Source organism: Pseudomonas sp. GW823-FHT06B06 (assembly GCF_058795195.1).
The window spans coordinates 93,472-109,381 of sequence record NZ_JBXAHO010000014.1 but is presented as its reverse complement, the minus strand read 5'-3'; the positions used below and the strand labels follow the sequence as shown (position 1 = coordinate 109,381).

The following is a 15,910-nucleotide window of genomic DNA, read 5'->3' as shown; positions in this document are numbered from 1 at the left end:
TTTAGCCAAGCGCCTTGCGATTGAAGTCGCGCAACCTGAAGCCCATCAACACTAACATGCCGAAATAAGCCACCACACCGGCGATGACCAAAGCGCCCAGGCGCAGGAACCGCTCAAGCATCTGCCCTTCGCCCCAGGCGGGCATGAAATGCATCCCCGCCAGCAGCACAGCGGACATCACCGTCACCGCGACCACCAGCTTGAAGCCAAACTTCGCCCAACCCGGTTGCGGCTGGTACATCTGCTGCTTGCGCAGTTGATAGAACAGCAGCCCGGCATTCAGGCAGGCACCGGCACTGATGGCAAGCGCAAGGCCGGCATGGGCCAGCGGGCCGATCAACAGCAGGTTGAACAACTGGGTGACCACCAGGGTGAAAATCGCGATTTTTACCGGCGTGCGGATGTTTTGTTGCGCATAAAAGCCTGGCGCCAGTACTTTGATCACGATAATCCCGAGCAAACCGACAGAGTAGGCAATCAGCGCACGCTGGGTCATGGCCGCGTCATGGGCATCGAACTGACCGTACTGGAACAGTGAAACCGTCAGCGGCTCGGCCAGAATCCCCAACGCCAGGGCACAAGGCAATACCAGCACGAAACACAGGCGCAGGCCCCAATCGAGGATTCGCGAATATTCCTGGCGGTCCTGGCTGGCGTAGGTCTTGGCCAGGGTCGGCAGCAGAATCGTGCCCAATGCCACGCCCAGCACACCGGACGGCAACTCCATCAGGCGGTCGGCGTAGTACATCCAGGACACCGAGCCGGCAACCAGGAAGGACGCAAAGATGGTGTTGATGATCAACGAGATTTGACTCACCGACACCCCGAGAATCGCCGGCAGCATCTGCTTCATCACCCGCCAGACGCCGCTGTCGCGCAAACTCAGGCGCGGCAGGACCAGCATGCCGATTTTTTTCAGGTGTGGCAGTTGGTAAAGCAACTGCGCCAGACCGCCCGCCAGCACCGCCCAGCCCAGCGCCATCACCGGCGGATCGAAGTACGGCGTCAGGAACAGCGCAAAGATAATCATGCTGACGTTCAGCAGGGTCGGCACAAACGCCGGCACAGAAAAGCGGTTCCAGGTGTTAAGGATCGCGCCAGCCAATGAGGACAGGGAAATCAGCAAGATGTACGGAAAGGTCACTCGCAGCAAGCTGGTGGTCAGCTCGAACTTCTCCGGCGTATTGGTGAAACCCGGCGCGGTCACCCAGATGACCCAGGGGGCGGCAAGCATGCCCAACGCCGTGACGAGCGCCAGCACCAGTGTCAGCAGGCCAGAAACATAGGCAATGAAGGTTCGCGTCGCCTCATCGCCCTTCTGGCTTTTGTATTCGGCCAGAATCGGTACGAATGCCTGGGAAAACGCCCCTTCGGCAAAAATCCGCCGCAACAGGTTGGGCAACTTGAAGGCGATGAAAAAGGCGTCAGTCGCCATTCCCGCGCCGAATGCACGTGCAATAAGGGTGTCACGAACAAACCCCAAAACCCGGGAAAGCATCGTGATAGAGCTGACAGCGGCCAACGATTTGAGCAGATTCATTAAAAGAGTTCGTGCCTGTCGATAAACAGCAGGCGAACTACGCGCCTACTTATGCGATACTCCGCGCCGCAACAGCACAGAGCCAAAGCTCGCGAGTTTACAGGTCGCACGCTGGAAAGAAATATCCAGAGGTGTTGCACCTACCACTTAGCGGAACGTTTCAACCGCCCTTGACAAGACCTCAACTCATCGGCATGATTCGCGGCCTATTTTGTTTGCTATTTCCTAAAAAGTCTTTCGAGGAGCTCGACGGTGGCCAACTCACCTTCCGCCAAAAAACGTGCAAAACAGGCTGAGAAGCGTCGCAGCCACAACGCCAGCCTGCGTTCCATGGTTCGTACCTACATCAAGAATGTAGTTAAGGCCATCGACGCAAAAGACGCTGAAAAAGCTCAAGCTGCTTACGTTCTGGCTGTGCCAGTTATCGACCGTATGGCCGATAAAGGCATCATCCACAAGAACAAGGCTGCTCGTCATAAGAGCCGCCTGAATGGCCACGTAAAGGCCCTGAACGTTGCCGCTACTGCCTAAGCGACTCGTTCATTAAAAAACCGACCTCAGGGTCGGTTTTTTATTGCCTGCGATTTGATGAACACACAAAACAATTGTGGGAGCGGGCTTGCTCGCGAAAGCGGCGCATCAGGCGACACCTGCATCGACTGACACTGCGCTTTCGCGAGCAAGCCCGCTCCCACACTTGGATTTTCGTTTACTTATTGAGCGCTCGCCCAAGGCAAAATCGGAATCGCTGTCACCGCATTCTGCGGACTGCCCTCGATCAACCGATCGCTGTACACCAGATACACCAGCGTATTGCGCTTCTTATCGAGGAATCGCACCACCTGCATGGTCTTGAACACCAGGGAGGTACGCTCCTTGAACACCTCGTCACCGTCCTTGAGCTCACCCTTGAAGCTGATGGGCCCGACCTGACGACAGGCAATGGACGCCTCGGCACGATCCTCGGCCAATCCAAGCCCACCCTTCACACCCCCAGTCTTGGCGCGCGACAGGTAGCACGTCACACCCTCGACCTTGGGATCGTCAAACGCCTCGACCACGATGCGATCGTTCGGGCCGACAAACTTGAACACCGTCGACACCTGGCCAATTTCCTCGGCCGACGCCAGCAGCGGCATCGCCAACAGCAACCCCAACAATCCTTTTGCCATGCGCATCAGGTATTCCTTCAGACCAGAATCAGGTTATCGCGATGAACCAGTTCCGGTTCCGCCATATAACCCAAGAGACCGACAATCGCCTCAGACGACTGACCGATGATTTTTTGTGCTTCCAGCGCACTGTAGTTGGCCAACCCACGGGCAATTTCACGACCGTCGGGCGCCACGCACACCACCATTTCGCCGCGACGGAAGCTACCCTGGACCAATTTGACCCCAACCGGCAGCAGGCTCTTGTTACCTTGGGACAACGCCGTCACCGCACCCGCGTCCAACACCAGGGTGCCACGGGTTTGCAGATGCCCGGCCAGCCACTGCTTGCGCGCCGCCAGCATGCCGCGCTCAGGCGAGAGCAAGGTGCCAATGCGCTCACCCGCCTTAAGGCGATCCAGAACGCGCTCCAGTCGACCACCCACGATGATCGTATGCGCACCGGACCGCGCCGCCAGGCGTGCCGCACGCAGCTTGGTTTGCATGCCACCGCGCCCCAGCGCTCCGCCGGTACCGCCTGCCACCGCGTCGAGCGCCGGATCATCGGCACGCGCCTCGTAGATCAGCTGGGCATCTGGATTGTTGCGCGGATCGGCATCGAACATGCCATCGCGATCCGTCAGGATCACCAGCAGGTCAGCCTCGACCAGGTTAGCCACCAGCGCCGCAAGGGTATCGTTGTCGCCGAAACGGATTTCGTCGGTGACCACAGTATCGTTCTCGTTGATCACCGGAATGACCTTCAACTCGACCAGCGCACGCAAGGTGCTGCGGGCGTTCAGGTAGCGCTTGCGGTCGGACAGGTCATCGTGCGTCAGGAGAATTTGCGCAGTGTGTCGACCATGCTCGGCAAAGCTCGACTCCCAGGCCTGCACCAAGCCCATCTGGCCGATTGCAGCAGCGGCCTGGAGCTCGTGCATCGCACTGGGTCGCGCGGTCCAGCCCAGACGGCTCATGCCGGCCGCCACCGCCCCGGAGGACACCAGCACCAACTCGACACCCGCCTCATGCAAGGCCACCATCTGTTCAACCCAGACACCCATTGCCGCGCGATCCAGGCCCTTGCCGTCCGCTGTCAGCAAAGCGCTGCCGATCTTCACGACCCAACGCTGCGCACCTGTCACCTTGCTCCGCATCATCTTCAACCTTAGCTTGAGGGCAGCGCGACCTGGCACTGCCCGTGACGTTATTCGTGGTTATTCGTGACCAACGATCGATTTCCAGATACTAAAACGCCGCTCGATTGAGCGGCGCTTAAGTTTATCGCAACGAATCAGTCACGCACGTAAATGATTTCCGGACCGTCTTCGTCATCCACATCTTCTTCGTCCCAATCATCGTCGCCGATGTCGTGGACCGACTTCACGCCGCTACGACGCAAGGCACGCTGATCGTCCAGCGCCTGCAGCTGGGCACGGGCTTCGTCTTCGATGCGCTGATCGAGATCGGCCAGCTCTTCCTTGTAGGCCGGGTCATTGGCCAGGCGATCGGCACGATCTTCCAGGTAACGCATGATGTCGTGACACAGACGCTCGGTGTTCTGCTTGGCGATGGCCGAGATCACGTAGACCGGACCGGTCCACTCCAGGCGATCGACGATTTCCTTGACCCGCTCATCGTGCTCTTCTTCAAGGATCTGGTCGCACTTGTTGAGGATCAGCCAACGATCACGCTCAGCCAGGGACGGGCTGAACTTGGTCAGCTCGTTGACGATGACCTCGGCAGCGTCCGGAGCACTGGTGTCATCCAGCGGCGCCATGTCGACGAGGTGCAGCAGCAGGCGGGTACGCGACAAGTGCTTGAGGAAACGAATCCCCAGGCCGGCGCCGTCGGAAGCACCTTCAATCAGGCCCGGGATGTCCGCGACCACGAAGCTTTTCCAGCGATCGACGCTGACCACACCCAGGTTTGGCACCAGGGTGGTAAACGGATAGTCGGCGACTTTCGGCTTGGCAGCGGATACCGAACGGATAAAGGTACTTTTACCAGCGTTCGGCAAGCCCAGCAGACCCACGTCCGCCAGCACCTTCATTTCCAGCTTGAGGTCACGCTGCTCGCCCGGCTTGCCCGGCGTAGTCTGGCGTGGCGCACGGTTGGTACTGGATTTGAAACGGGTATTACCCAAACCGTGCCAACCGCCATGTGCCACCAGCAGCTTCTGGCCGGCCTTGGTCAGGTCACCGATCACTTCCTGGGTAGCGGAGTCGATCACGGTGGTGCCGACCGGTACGCGCAGCACCAGATCCTCACCCTTCTTGCCGGTGCAGTCGGTGCTGCCACCATTGGAGCCACGCTCGGCATCGAAGTGCCGGGTGTAACGATAGTCGACCAGGGTGTTGAGGTTTTCGTCGGCGATCATGTAGACCGAGCCGCCGTCACCACCATCACCACCGTTCGGACCACCGTTTTCGATGAATTTTTCGCGACGGAAACTCATGCAGCCGTTACCGCCGTCGCCAGCCTTTACTCGGATCGATACTTCATCAACAAACTTCATAACACAACGCCTCTCGCCATACGGACGAGCCGAAAAACACTAAGACATAAGACTCTTGCAAAAATGAGCGCAGCGACTCCAATCAACGACCGCTAAAACCAGCGCCGGCAGCCCATACAAACAGTTTTGCAAGAGACTCACCCCACAAACGAAAAAGCCCCGTCGCGAGACAGGGCTTTTCCAGCGATCGCGCGATTAAGCCGCGACTACGCTCACGTAACGACGACCGAAGGCGCCTTTTACTTCGAACTTGATCACGCCTTCGACTTTAGCGAAGAGAGTGTGATCTTTACCCATGCCAACGCCGTAGCCAGCGTGGAATTGGGTGCCGCGCTGACGCACGATGATGTTGCCTGCTTTGATAGCCTGGCCGCCATACATCTTCACGCCAAGGCGTTTGGCTTCTGAGTCGCGACCGTTACGGGTACTACCACCAGCTTTTTTGTGTGCCATGAGTTCAATTCTCCTAGTGAGGAATTAGGCTGTAATTAAGCCTGAATACCGGTGATTTTGATCTCGGTGTACCACTGGCGGTGGCCCATACGCTTCATGTGGTGCTTACGGCGACGGAACTTGATGATGCGGACTTTATCGTGACGACCTTGGGAGATCACTTCAGCCACAACGGTAGCGCCAGCAACAACTGGAGCGCCGATATTCACGTCGTCACCGTTGGCAACCAACAGAACGCGATCAAAGGTAACGGATTCGCCGGTAGCGATTTCCAGTTTTTCGATCTTCAGGTATTCACCTGGGGCGACTTTATACTGCTTGCCGCCAGTAACGATTACTGCATAAGACATGGTATTTCTCCGATAATCCTGCTCACCCAGCTCTTTATAAGAAGAGGTATTGGCTGGCATGGCTGCATGGGGCTGGAGGCCCGCTTGCAATTGCGTAAGGCAGGTGCTGCCCAGGAAGTTCAGGGTGCGCGATTGTACGCAAGGCACGAGCGCCTTGCAATAGGCCGTCCATCGCGCCTTGACACCTGCTGGCGTGGGTCCTAGCATGCCGCGCAACCCTTCTGGAGCAACTGTCGCTGATGCAACCCCAAGCTTTCTACCGCGCGGTGGCGGACGATTTTAGCGCCGTCGACGGCATCATCAAGAAGCAGCTGACTTCCCGAGTGCCGCTGGTATCGAAAATCGGCGATTACATTACCTCGGCCGGCGGTAAACGCCTGCGTCCGTTACTGGTGCTGCTGTGTGGCAAGGCCCTCGGCCGCGAAGGCGACGACCTGCGCCTGCTGGCCGCCACCATCGAATTCCTGCACACCGCTACCCTGCTGCATGACGACGTGGTCGACATGTCCGGCATGCGCCGTGGCCGTTCGACGGCCAATGCCATGTGGGGCAACGCGCCGAGCGTGCTGGTGGGCGACTTCCTGTATTCGCGCTCCTTCGAAATGATGGTCGAGCTGGGCTCCATGCCGGTGATGAAGATCCTTTCGCAAGCCACGCGCATCATCGCCGAAGGCGAAGTGTTGCAGCTGTCGAAGGTCCGCGATGCCAGCACCACCGAAGAAACCTACATGGAGGTCATCCGCGGCAAGACCGCGATGCTCTTCGAAGCCTCGACCCACAGTGCGGCAGCCCTGGCCGGCGCGACACCTGAGCAGTGCGAAGCGCTGCGCACCTTCGGCGACCATCTGGGCGTGGCCTTCCAACTGGTCGACGACCTGCTGGACTACAAAGGCGACGCCGAGACCCTGGGCAAGAACGTCGGTGACGACCTGGCCGAAGGCAAGCCCACCCTGCCGCTGATCTACACCATGCGCGAAGGTACGCCGGAGCAGGCAGCCCTGGTGCGCAAGGCGATCCAGAAAGGCGGTATCGAAGACCTGGAAAACATCCGCGAAGCTGTGGAAGCCTCCGGCTCACTGGATTACACCGCCCAGCTCGCCCGCGACTATGTGGCCCGTGCGATCAAGTGTCTCGACGCGCTGCCCGCCAGCGAATACCGCGATGCACTGGTTGAATTGAGCGAGTTTGCGGTCGCCCGCACACACTGATCTGCACTTGTAGGAGCCGGCTTGCTGGCGATTGCATCACCACGGTGTTCCTGACACACCGAGTTGGATGCATCGCCAGCAAGCCGGCTCCTACAGGTCCCACCCCCTCTCTCACCTAAAACCCTATATAATGTGCGCTTTTTAGCGATCCTGAATCCAAGGAGCCTTAGTGAGCACGTTGCCACCCTGCCCGAAATGCAATTCCGAATACACCTATGAAGACGGCGCCCAGCTGATCTGCCCTGAGTGCGCCCACGAATGGTCCGCCAGCGGCGAAGCCGAAGCTGTGTCCGATGATGCAGTGAAAAAGGATTCGGTGGGCAATGTCCTGCAGGACGGCGACACCATCACCGTCATCAAGGACCTCAAGGTCAAGGGCACGTCGCTGGTGGTCAAGGTGGGCACCAAGGTCAAGAACATCCGCCTGTGCGATGGCGATCACGACATCGACTGCAAGATCGACGGCATCGGCCCGATGAAGCTCAAATCTGAATTCGTCAGAAAAGTCTGATTCAGCTTTACGCCACCCCGCGTCCTGACGTGGGGTGGTGCTTCGCCCTCCCCGCCTCGCCCAATGAACCCTCGCAATAGCCAAATGCCAGCCGTTTTGACCTTACGCAATCTTTACCCAGAAAAATCACGGATCAGCCAATAGGCCCTTGCTATTTATTGAATACGAATTATTCTCATTGAACCCCATCAATGGAGATGAGAACCCATGACTTATTTGATCGATGCCTGGCTGGACCGTCCACACCCCTACCTCAGGATCCTGCATCGGGAAACCGGGGAAGTCTGTGCAGTGCTGGAAGAAGAAGCCTTGAACGAACTGCAGGATCAGGGTGACCTGGACGTCAACGGCTTGAGTTCCAGCGAGCCGGTGGTGCTCAAGGAAGTGGTGAGAAACCTGTTTCTGTTCTGCTATGCCCGGGCATTGCGCCCGACCAATGAACTGCATCACAAGATAGAACTATGAGAAACGCAAACCCTTGTAGGAGCGAGCATGCTCGCGATGGACTCAAGGACACCGCGCTCATTCAGAATGCACGCGTTATCGTTCACGCCCATTGCGAGCATGCTCGCTCCTACAGGGTCAGGTATTACAGAACGTCCAGCAGCTCGACGTCGAACACCAGTACGCTGTGCGGCGGAATGCTGCCAACGCCTTGAGCGCCGTAAGCCAGTTCGCTCGGCACATACAGACGCCATTTGCTGCCGGCATTCATCAGTTGCAGGGCTTCAGTCCAGCCAGCGATCACGCCACCGACCGGGAATTCCGCAGGCTCGCCGCGCTCGTAGGAGCTGTCGAACACGGTGCCGTCGATCAGGGTGCCGTGGTAGTGGGTACGCACGGTATCTTCACGGGATGGCTTGGCGCCTTCACCGGCGGACAGTACTTCGAACTGCAGGCCGGAAGCCAGGGTGGTGATGCCGTCACGCTTGGCGTTTTCAGCCAGGAAGGCCAGGCCTTCGCCAGCGGCTGCTTCAGCCTTGGCTGCAGCTTCGGCCTGCATGATTTCGCGAATTACCTTGAAGCTTGCAGACATTTCTTCCTGGCCAACACGGCTTGGCTTACCGGCAAACGCGTCGGTCAGGCCTGCCAGGATCGCGTCCAGGCTAACGCCCGGTGGCGGGTTGTCGCGCAGCTGGTCGCCCAGCTGACGGCCGATGCCGTAGCTGACGCGGGTTTCGTCGGTGGACAGATTTACTTCGGACATGACACTGCTCCGCTGTGCGGACGGCTCGGGAACTGGCCGTGCGTGCACAGCGCGTCCCGGAGCGCCCGGAACCAAAAGGGCCAGCAGACTAGCACAGATGTCATGCCATTGATGAGGGACGTCAGGCGATCGGCACCTTCAGGTTTTCCTCCACATCGGCAACCAGCCCGCACATCTCGTCATGCACGACGGTGTGGACAAGGTTGAAGTGCAACTTGGGAAAGGAGCGTAGCACCTCGCGTGCATGTTCCACCGAGCGCAACTGCATCGTGTGACCTGGCGCATCACTCAATGGATACGCCGCTCCGTGCATACGCGCCTCAAGCAGGTAAATGCCTCCTTCCATGGAGATCAGGTTCAACTCATCGACCTTCCCGGCGACGGCATAGGCATTCAACTCTTGCAGGTTCATGAGCGCACCTCACGCAGTGACGAGCCAACACCCTTACAGGGATATGCCTCGGCGCATCAAAGCACAAGCCATAAACGACGCCGCCCGTCTGTTTTGCAACAGACGGGCGGCGCATAACAACAGGACAGCCGTTGTTTAGTGCTTGGTCACTTTATCCAGGTAACCCATGGCAAATGCCGACACCACAAAGGTCATGTGAATGATGACATACCACTGCAAATGCTCGGGATCGACGTTCTTGGCGTCCATGAAGATACGCAGCAGGTGGATCGACGAGATCGCCACGATCGACGCGGCCACCTTCATTTTCAGCGACGAGGAGTCCATGGTGCCCAACCAGTTGAGCTTCTCCTTGCTGTCGTCGATGTCCAGTTGAGACACGAAGTTCTCGTAGCCGGAAATCATCACCATCACCAGCAAACCGCCTACCAGCGCCATGTCAATGAGCGACAGCAACACCAGGATCAGGTCCGATTCGGCCATCGAGAAGACGTTGGGGATAACGTGGAAGACTTCCTGGAAGAATTTCAGTGCCAGTGCCAACAGCCCGAGGGATAAACCGAAGTAGATCGGCGCCAGCAGCCAGCGCGAGGCGTACATTGCATTTTCGATAAAGCGTTCCATTGAATCTCACAGGCGGACTTGAAATGGCCGTGAGTATAACAGCCGTCTGTAATACCCAGAAACCATTGGGAAATCCGCTACCTGCGTGTGTGTATCAAATTTTTTCTGCTAGTGTCCAAACCATTGACAGCAAAATGACATCGGACAGGAAGACTGGAAATGGATGGGCGATTGCCATTAACGAGTGCCGGGATTTTCATGGCCCTGCTGATCAGCGCCTGCTCGCCCAGCGACGAGAAACGGCAGGTCAGCCTTGAGGAAAAGACTGCGCAGTTCGAGAAGTCCCTGGATGCCATCGAGGACCCGAAACTCAAGGATGCGGTGGCCGAACTGGGCGGTTCGCTTTTGCTGCTTGAGCGCGCGCAACTCAAGCTCGACAGCAAGCCCGTGGAAACCGAATACGGTGAAGACGCCCTCGCCGTGCTCAAGCACTACCCAACGCCACAGGCCCTGGTTGACACGTACATCAATGGCCTTTTCGTCCTGCACAAGGACTCCAGCTCCGACTACCTGACGGACCTGCAACCGGTGTTCCCCTTCAACTTCAGCATCCCGGCGGCGTTTCTGTTTCCCCATGGCCTGCAATGGCAGTCGGTCACCCTGAGCAACAAACGGGTTATCGCCTTCCAGCCGGAATGGTCGGAAACCGACCCGGGCATTCAGTTGAGCCCATCGAGCTCCAACGTGACCAACCCTGACGACCTGACCGTGACCTATCCGTTCATTGAAGGACTGGACGTCGATATCAAGAATCAGCCACAACCGGTGAGCCTGCAAGGCACGGTGGAAGTCATTGCACCGCGCCGGCTCTACAGCTTCGACCTGACGAAAAAGGACATCGGCCAGACCCGCACCAACGACAATTTGAGCGTCACCTTGGTGAAACTTGGGGACAACTACGCCGAAATCGAGTTCAGCAATAGCGAGCCGCCAGCCCCCGAGATCGCCGAAACACCGTTGAATCCGCTGATTGTCCAGGCCAGGGATACCACCGGGCAGTTTCTGTCGCGCTCAGGCTCGATCAATGAGAATGCCGCGCAAATTGCCTTCTACCAGAAACAACTGGCGAAGTTGCAGCAACAGAAACTCTGGAGCGAGTCGCTGGAAAAACAGCTCAATGAAGAGCAGCGAACCTTCGAGAAACAACAGAAACGCCACTACTCCAAGGTGTATTTCAACGGGACCATCGAAACCCTTGAAGTCAGCCTGCTGGATTTCTCCGGCGTTACGGTGACTCGCAAGGACCTGGACCTGCCGGTACGCCGCTTCGACCGCCATACCACGGCGAAAACCATCCAGCCGCTGAGCTTGCCGGTGGTAGTCTACGACGACAATGCCCCGACCTGGCTCAAGGGCGCGACCTTGACCCCTGAGCAGTTGAAAAAAGGCGTCAGGATCACTCAATCGGTCGAGGATCCCAGCGCTGCGCGCGTCGAGTTCACTCACCTGCGCAGCTTCAATGATGAATTGCTCGGTAGCTCTTTCAACCCGGGCGATAGTCCGGTCAGCTTCTTCACCGAAGACAGCAGCGGCAAGCGCGATGGGTCGATCGAATTGCCACCAGAGGCGTATGAGGTCGACCCCCTGGGCGGCACGATCACCTACGACCTGAACCTGTTTCCACAGACACCCGCCTTTGTGGTTGGCTCCATCCCGCTGTTTCTGGCCACTGTCGAAAAGCAGACGTTCGATGCCCATCAATTGCCCAAGGGTCTTGAACTCAAGGGCAATGCGCTGGTGGTGGATTCGAAAGTGTTTCCCGATCCGGACTGGCGTTTTTTTGCCAAGGATGACAGCGGCAATTACCTGAAGGAAATTCTTGCGGTCAGCCATGACGCGAGCACAGAAGGCCCCGCGTTATTCGCCGTGCATTACTTCTACGGTCAACCCACGCGCCTGGAAACCTATCAACGAACTGACCTCGCCACCGTGCAATATGGTTTTGAGGTCAAGCTCGACAAGGCTGACATGTCCAGCCAGGCCCAATAGCGCTGTCAGTGCTCGGGCCGGAACTCGAAACCACCCACGCTACGACAACGACCACCGTTGATTTCCCGCAACTGGGCTTGCAGATGCAGGCACCAGATCTGCGGGTCATCGGCCAGTTCATAGCCGTGCAGGGTCAGGCTTTCAACGATGGTATCGAGGATGGACTCAGCCACAAAAGGGCCATGGAACGGGCCTTGGGCTTTGATGGCTGAAGGTTGTTCACCGGCCATTCCGGCGGCGAAGAGTAAGGTCCACATCCCCGTATCGCCCGCCAGGGGGCGGATGGCGCATTCGATACGAGTCACAAGACCTAGACATTGACGAGTGAGGCAGAGGTTGCGCGGCATGGCGGCGACCCTCGGTAAATCCGGTATTCAGCCTCCACGGGAAGGCTGTCTCGATCCAGTGATACTGTCGATATCCTTGAGCAGAGAATAGAGGAAAAGTTTGACTAGTACGTCAAGTAAGACCAGAAGGCGCCGAATGGTCACTGTGTGAATATTGGCGCCAGAGTGATGGCACTTTATTGCGATTCACAAGCAAATGTGGGAGCGAGCCTGCTCGCGAAAGCGGACGATCATCCAACATCAATGCTGAATGAAAATCCGTCTTCGCGAGCAGGCTCGCTCCCACAGTGGATCGGGGTGAAGCTCAGGTTTTTGTCAGGCCGGCTTGGCCTCCACCAGCGCCTCCACAGCCATTTCCTTCTCTGCCTCTTTCAGGTCATCTTCGCTGATCATCTCCGCGATCACCCTCAAGCGCTCCACCACCCGTGCGTTGACGCTACCTTCAGGGAACTCGCCATTTTCATCCGGCTCGCCCGCCGGCTCACCCACCAGCAGGCTCAGCGCCTCGTCGGCCTGACGCACGGCATAGACGTGGAACTGACCGGCGCGCACAGCGGCCAGCACTTTCTCGTCAAGCATCAGCGTGGCAACGTTGGCATGGGGAATGATTGCTCCCTGTTCGCCCGTCAGTCCGCGCGCTTCACAGAGACGGAAGAACCCCTCGATCTTCTCGTTGACGCCGCCCACGGCCTGCACTTCACCGAACTGGTTGATCGAGCCGGTAATCGCAAAGCACTGCTTGAGCGGGGTTTTCGACAAGGCCGAGATCAGGGTGCACGCCTCGCCCAGGGAAGCACTGTCACCATCGACGTAGCCATAGGACTGCTCCAGCGCAATGCTCGCGGAGATCGCCAGCGGAAACTCCTGGGCGTAACGGCTGCCCAGGTAACCGGTGAGAATCATCACCCCTTTGGAGTGGATGGGCTGACCGAGGTTGACCTCACGCTCGATGTCGACGATACCGCTGCCACCGGGATACACCGTGGCGGAGATCCGCGCCGGTACACCAAAGGCCGAGTCGCCGACTTCCAGCACTGTCAGGCCGTTGCACTTGCCGACCGCCGCGCCCGCGGTGTCGATCAGGATGATCCCCGCCAGCATGTCATCGAGAATGCGCGCCGACACACGTCCAGTACGGGTGGCCTTGGCCTTGAGTGCCCGCTCGATGTGACCGGCATCGGTCATTTCATCCGAGGCCAGGTGACGAATGAAATCCGCCTCGCTGACCAGCTGGAACAGATCACCGATGCGTGCCGACAACCGCCCCTGATGCTCGGCCAGGCGTGCGCTGTAGGTTGCCAGGCGCGCCACCGCATCGGCGGTCAACGGCGCCATGCCCTCCTCGGAAGTACGGGTCTTGAGCAACTGGGCGAACTGTTCCAGGCTCTCGTCGACCATCGGAATGTCTTCATCGAAATCCACCAGGACGCGAAACATCTCCTGGAAGTCCGGATCGAGGTCCTGCAGCGTGTAGTAGAGCTGGCGAGCCCCGATGATGACGACTTTGACCTGCAATGGAATGTGCTGCGGCGTCAGGGTGACGGTTGCGAAACGACCCATCTCGCCCAGTGGCGATTCCATTTTCAGTTTGCGCGATTGCAGGGCGCGCTTCAGCGCATCCCACACGAACGGCTCGCTGAGCATTTTATCCGCTTCGAGGATCAGGAAACCGCCGTTGGCCCGGTGCAGCGCACCCGGCCGCAGCTGCCGATACGTGGTATAGAGCGCGCCCTGGTCGGTGCTGTATTCGATGCGGCCGAACAGGTTCTCGTAGGTCGGATGCGGCTCGAACACCACAGGGGCACCACCACTGGCGGAATGCCCGACCACCAGGCTCGGCGCGTATTGCTCCTCCAGCAGCTTGCGGGCGACTGCATCGGTCTTGCTGTCGTCGACCAGTTGCTCGACCACGGTCTTGAGCAAATACACCTGCATCGCTTGCAGGTACCCGCACACCGCCGCGTTCTCGGCGTATTTCTCCGACAACGGCGACAGCAAAGGCTGCAGGGCCAGGGTGATGGTTTCTTCGTTCAGATGGCGCAGCTGATTGCTCGACTCGCGCTTCCATTGCGGCAGGCTGGCGAGTTCCTCGTTCAGGCGCTCTTCGAGGTTGGAAATATCATCGTGGAAGCGATCGCGCTCGGCTTCCGGCAATTGGGCGAATTCGGCCTCATCCAACGCCTTGCCTTCAAGCATCGGAGTGAATGCGATATTGCTGGCATCGCGATAGAGCGCGACGTCTTTCTCCAGCGCCAGGCGCTCGATCACATCCAGTGCCTTGTCATAGCGCTGATTGAAGGCGCGGTCGATGGCACTTTTCTTCTGCTGGTAGGACGGGTGCTCGAACACCGCCGGAAAGGTCGCCAGCAGGTTGTCGATCAAGCCGTTGATATCACAGATGAAGGCACCGGCGGTGCCCGATGGCAACTCCAGGGCACGCGGTTCGCGCGGCTCATCGAAATTATTGACGTAGACCCAGTCCGCCGGGGTCTGCAGGCGTTTGCCTTCGGCCTTCAGGTAGCGTTTGACGAACGAGAAGCGACCGGTGCCGGGCTCGCCCATGACGAATACGTTGTAACCGGGGCGTGGCATGGCCACACCGAACTGCAAGGCTTCGACCGCACGTTCCTGGCCAAGCACACCGCGAAAGGGCTCCAGATCATTGGTGGTAGAGAAGCTGAACTGTTCAGCGGAAAACGGACGGGTCAGCGCTTCAGGCGCTAGACGCAAGCTGGCAGCAACAGGATCAGGCATCGGGCTTCCTTAACAATCAGGCGGGGCAGATAGCGGCATTCTGGCGCCGCCCATGCCTGACTGGCAAGGAGCGCCTAAGGCCAAAGCATAGTCAAGGCCAAAGCCCGGCGTTGAGCGGCGCCAAATCAGCGTTTTCAACGAATATTTGGCAAAAAATCACGGAACCCCTTGATCATGCCTAAACTCCAAACTGCGCGACTGGATTAATAACCAGTCCACACTGGCGAGATAGGCGCCAGAACCCTTGTCCATTGGTTTGCACATAAAAGAGAACAAAGCTATGAAACGGATTCTTCTTGGTACTCTCTTCACCGCGGTATCCATCAACGCCATGGCTCAGGCGCCAGGCGGCCCGGATTGCGGTTGGGGCAACATGCTGTTCGAAGGTCAGCGTGGTACCCCGGCTCACTTCCTGGCATCCACCACCAACGGCACTTCCGGCAACGCAACATTTGGTATGACTTCCGGTACCAACGGTTGCTCGACCAACGCGTCGCTGACCTATGGCGGCAAATCCTGGTTTGCCATGAATGGCATGATGAACGAGCTGTCCGAAGACATGGCTAAAGGTCAGGGCGAAGCGCTGACCACCTACGCCGTAGTACTGGGCGTGGCGCCGGAAGACCGTGCGCACTTCGCCGCCGTCACTCACGAGCACTTCCAGCAGATCTTCAGCAAAGCTGACGTGACCGCGGAAGATGTGCATACCAACACCCTGGCCGTTCTCAAGAGCGATCCTCGCCTGGCCAAGTACGCCACTCAGGCTTAAGCTCCAGCGCACCCCGCTTCTTTCGGGAAGCGGGTTTATTTTTTGGACCTGCCCCCTCCTTGGGTCTTTGTTTTTTT

At 58.3% G+C, this 15,910-nt stretch carries 17 protein-coding genes; 6 read left to right on the top strand and 11 right to left on the bottom strand.

What is annotated here, in order from left to right; translation table 11 throughout:
• Position 1: 1 nt before the first annotated feature.
• A complete protein-coding gene (gene murJ, locus AC1Q8Q_RS15170) occupies positions 2-1,540 on the bottom strand; it encodes a murein biosynthesis integral membrane protein MurJ (protein ID WP_020798645.1) in 1,539 nt (512 codons plus the stop codon).
• A 252-nt stretch (positions 1,541-1,792) separates the two neighbouring features.
• Here murJ and rpsT point away from each other — a divergent pair, with 252 nt between their 5' ends.
• Positions 1,793-2,071, top strand: a complete 279-nt coding sequence (gene rpsT / locus AC1Q8Q_RS15165) for a 30S ribosomal protein S20 (protein WP_492615204.1) — start codon at positions 1,793-1,795, stop codon at positions 2,069-2,071.
• Positions 2,072-2,253: 182 nt separating this feature from the next.
• Here the strand turns inward: rpsT and AC1Q8Q_RS15160 are convergent, their stop codons facing one another.
• From AC1Q8Q_RS15160 to rplU, 5 genes are all read right to left on the bottom strand, one after another.
• Positions 2,254-2,718 (bottom strand): CreA family protein, encoded by a 465-nt coding sequence (locus tag AC1Q8Q_RS15160; protein WP_033041012.1) that lies wholly within the window; start codon positions 2,716-2,718, stop codon positions 2,254-2,256.
• Positions 2,719-2,729: 11 nt separating this feature from the next.
• A complete protein-coding gene (gene proB, locus AC1Q8Q_RS15155; protein ID WP_033041014.1) occupies positions 2,730-3,848 on the bottom strand; it encodes a glutamate 5-kinase in 1,119 nt (372 codons plus the stop codon).
• 137 nt (positions 3,849-3,985) lie between these two features.
• Positions 3,986-5,209: an Obg family GTPase CgtA gene (cgtA, locus tag AC1Q8Q_RS15150; protein ID WP_020798650.1), complete on the bottom strand. Its 1,224-nt coding sequence runs from the start codon at positions 5,207-5,209 to the stop codon at positions 3,986-3,988.
• Between the two features lie 195 nt (positions 5,210-5,404).
• Positions 5,405-5,662, bottom strand: coding sequence for a 50S ribosomal protein L27 (gene rpmA, locus AC1Q8Q_RS15145; protein ID WP_003281574.1), 258 nt, complete (start codon positions 5,660-5,662; stop codon positions 5,405-5,407).
• A gap of 35 nt (positions 5,663-5,697) precedes the next feature.
• Positions 5,698-6,012: a 50S ribosomal protein L21 gene (rplU, locus tag AC1Q8Q_RS15140; protein ID WP_003176051.1), complete on the bottom strand. Its 315-nt coding sequence runs from the start codon at positions 6,010-6,012 to the stop codon at positions 5,698-5,700.
• 239 nt (positions 6,013-6,251) lie between these two features.
• Here rplU and AC1Q8Q_RS15135 point away from each other — a divergent pair, with 239 nt between their 5' ends.
• The 3 genes from AC1Q8Q_RS15135 to AC1Q8Q_RS15125 all read left to right on the top strand — a co-directional run bounded on the left by AC1Q8Q_RS15135 (position 6,252) and on the right by AC1Q8Q_RS15125 (position 8,196).
• The gene (locus AC1Q8Q_RS15135) at positions 6,252-7,220 is read left to right on the top strand and encodes a polyprenyl synthetase family protein (protein ID WP_020798652.1); all 969 of its coding nucleotides are present in this window, start codon (positions 6,252-6,254) and stop codon (positions 7,218-7,220) included.
• A gap of 169 nt (positions 7,221-7,389) precedes the next feature.
• Entirely contained in the window at positions 7,390-7,731 is a 342-nt protein-coding gene (locus tag AC1Q8Q_RS15130; protein ID WP_020798653.1) for a zinc ribbon domain-containing protein YjdM, read from the top strand.
• 207 nt (positions 7,732-7,938) lie between these two features.
• Positions 7,939-8,196 carry a PA4570 family protein gene (locus AC1Q8Q_RS15125; protein WP_020798654.1) on the top strand — a complete coding sequence of 86 codons (258 nt, stop codon included), beginning with the start codon at positions 7,939-7,941 and terminating at the stop codon, positions 8,194-8,196.
• Between the two features lie 124 nt (positions 8,197-8,320).
• Here AC1Q8Q_RS15125 and bamJ read toward each other — a convergent pair whose 3' ends face one another.
• The 3 genes from bamJ to AC1Q8Q_RS15110 form a co-directional block, all read right to left on the bottom strand.
• On the bottom strand, positions 8,321-8,938 hold the full coding sequence (gene bamJ / locus AC1Q8Q_RS15120) for a BamJ family beta-barrel-assembly machinery protein (protein ID WP_020798655.1): 618 nt from the start codon (positions 8,936-8,938) through the stop codon (positions 8,321-8,323).
• Between the two features lie 121 nt (positions 8,939-9,059).
• Positions 9,060-9,350: a DUF6482 family protein gene (locus tag AC1Q8Q_RS15115; RefSeq protein ID WP_020798656.1), complete on the bottom strand. Its 291-nt coding sequence runs from the start codon at positions 9,348-9,350 to the stop codon at positions 9,060-9,062.
• A 135-nt stretch (positions 9,351-9,485) separates the two neighbouring features.
• Positions 9,486-9,974 carry a TIGR00645 family protein gene (locus tag AC1Q8Q_RS15110; protein WP_007970904.1) on the bottom strand — a complete coding sequence of 163 codons (489 nt, stop codon included), beginning with the start codon at positions 9,972-9,974 and terminating at the stop codon, positions 9,486-9,488.
• Positions 9,975-10,133: 159 nt separating this feature from the next.
• Between AC1Q8Q_RS15110 and AC1Q8Q_RS15105 the strand changes: the two genes are divergently transcribed.
• Positions 10,134-11,963 carry a hypothetical protein gene (locus AC1Q8Q_RS15105; protein WP_020798657.1) on the top strand — a complete coding sequence of 610 codons (1,830 nt, stop codon included), beginning with the start codon at positions 10,134-10,136 and terminating at the stop codon, positions 11,961-11,963.
• 5 nt (positions 11,964-11,968) lie between these two features.
• Here AC1Q8Q_RS15105 and AC1Q8Q_RS15100 read toward each other — a convergent pair whose 3' ends face one another.
• Together AC1Q8Q_RS15100 and AC1Q8Q_RS15095 are read right to left on the bottom strand one after the other, a co-directional pair.
• On the bottom strand, positions 11,969-12,310 hold the full coding sequence (locus AC1Q8Q_RS15100) for a PA4575 family protein (RefSeq protein WP_008058253.1): 342 nt from the start codon (positions 12,308-12,310) through the stop codon (positions 11,969-11,971).
• A gap of 315 nt (positions 12,311-12,625) precedes the next feature.
• Positions 12,626-15,064, bottom strand: a complete 2,439-nt coding sequence (locus AC1Q8Q_RS15095) for a Lon protease family protein (RefSeq protein WP_020798659.1) — start codon at positions 15,062-15,064, stop codon at positions 12,626-12,628.
• A gap of 280 nt (positions 15,065-15,344) precedes the next feature.
• On the opposite strand from AC1Q8Q_RS15095, the gene AC1Q8Q_RS15090 reads away from it, so the two are divergent.
• Positions 15,345-15,833: a DUF3015 domain-containing protein gene (locus tag AC1Q8Q_RS15090; protein WP_020798660.1), complete on the top strand. Its 489-nt coding sequence runs from the start codon at positions 15,345-15,347 to the stop codon at positions 15,831-15,833.
• The last annotated feature ends 77 nt before the right edge of the window (positions 15,834-15,910 follow it).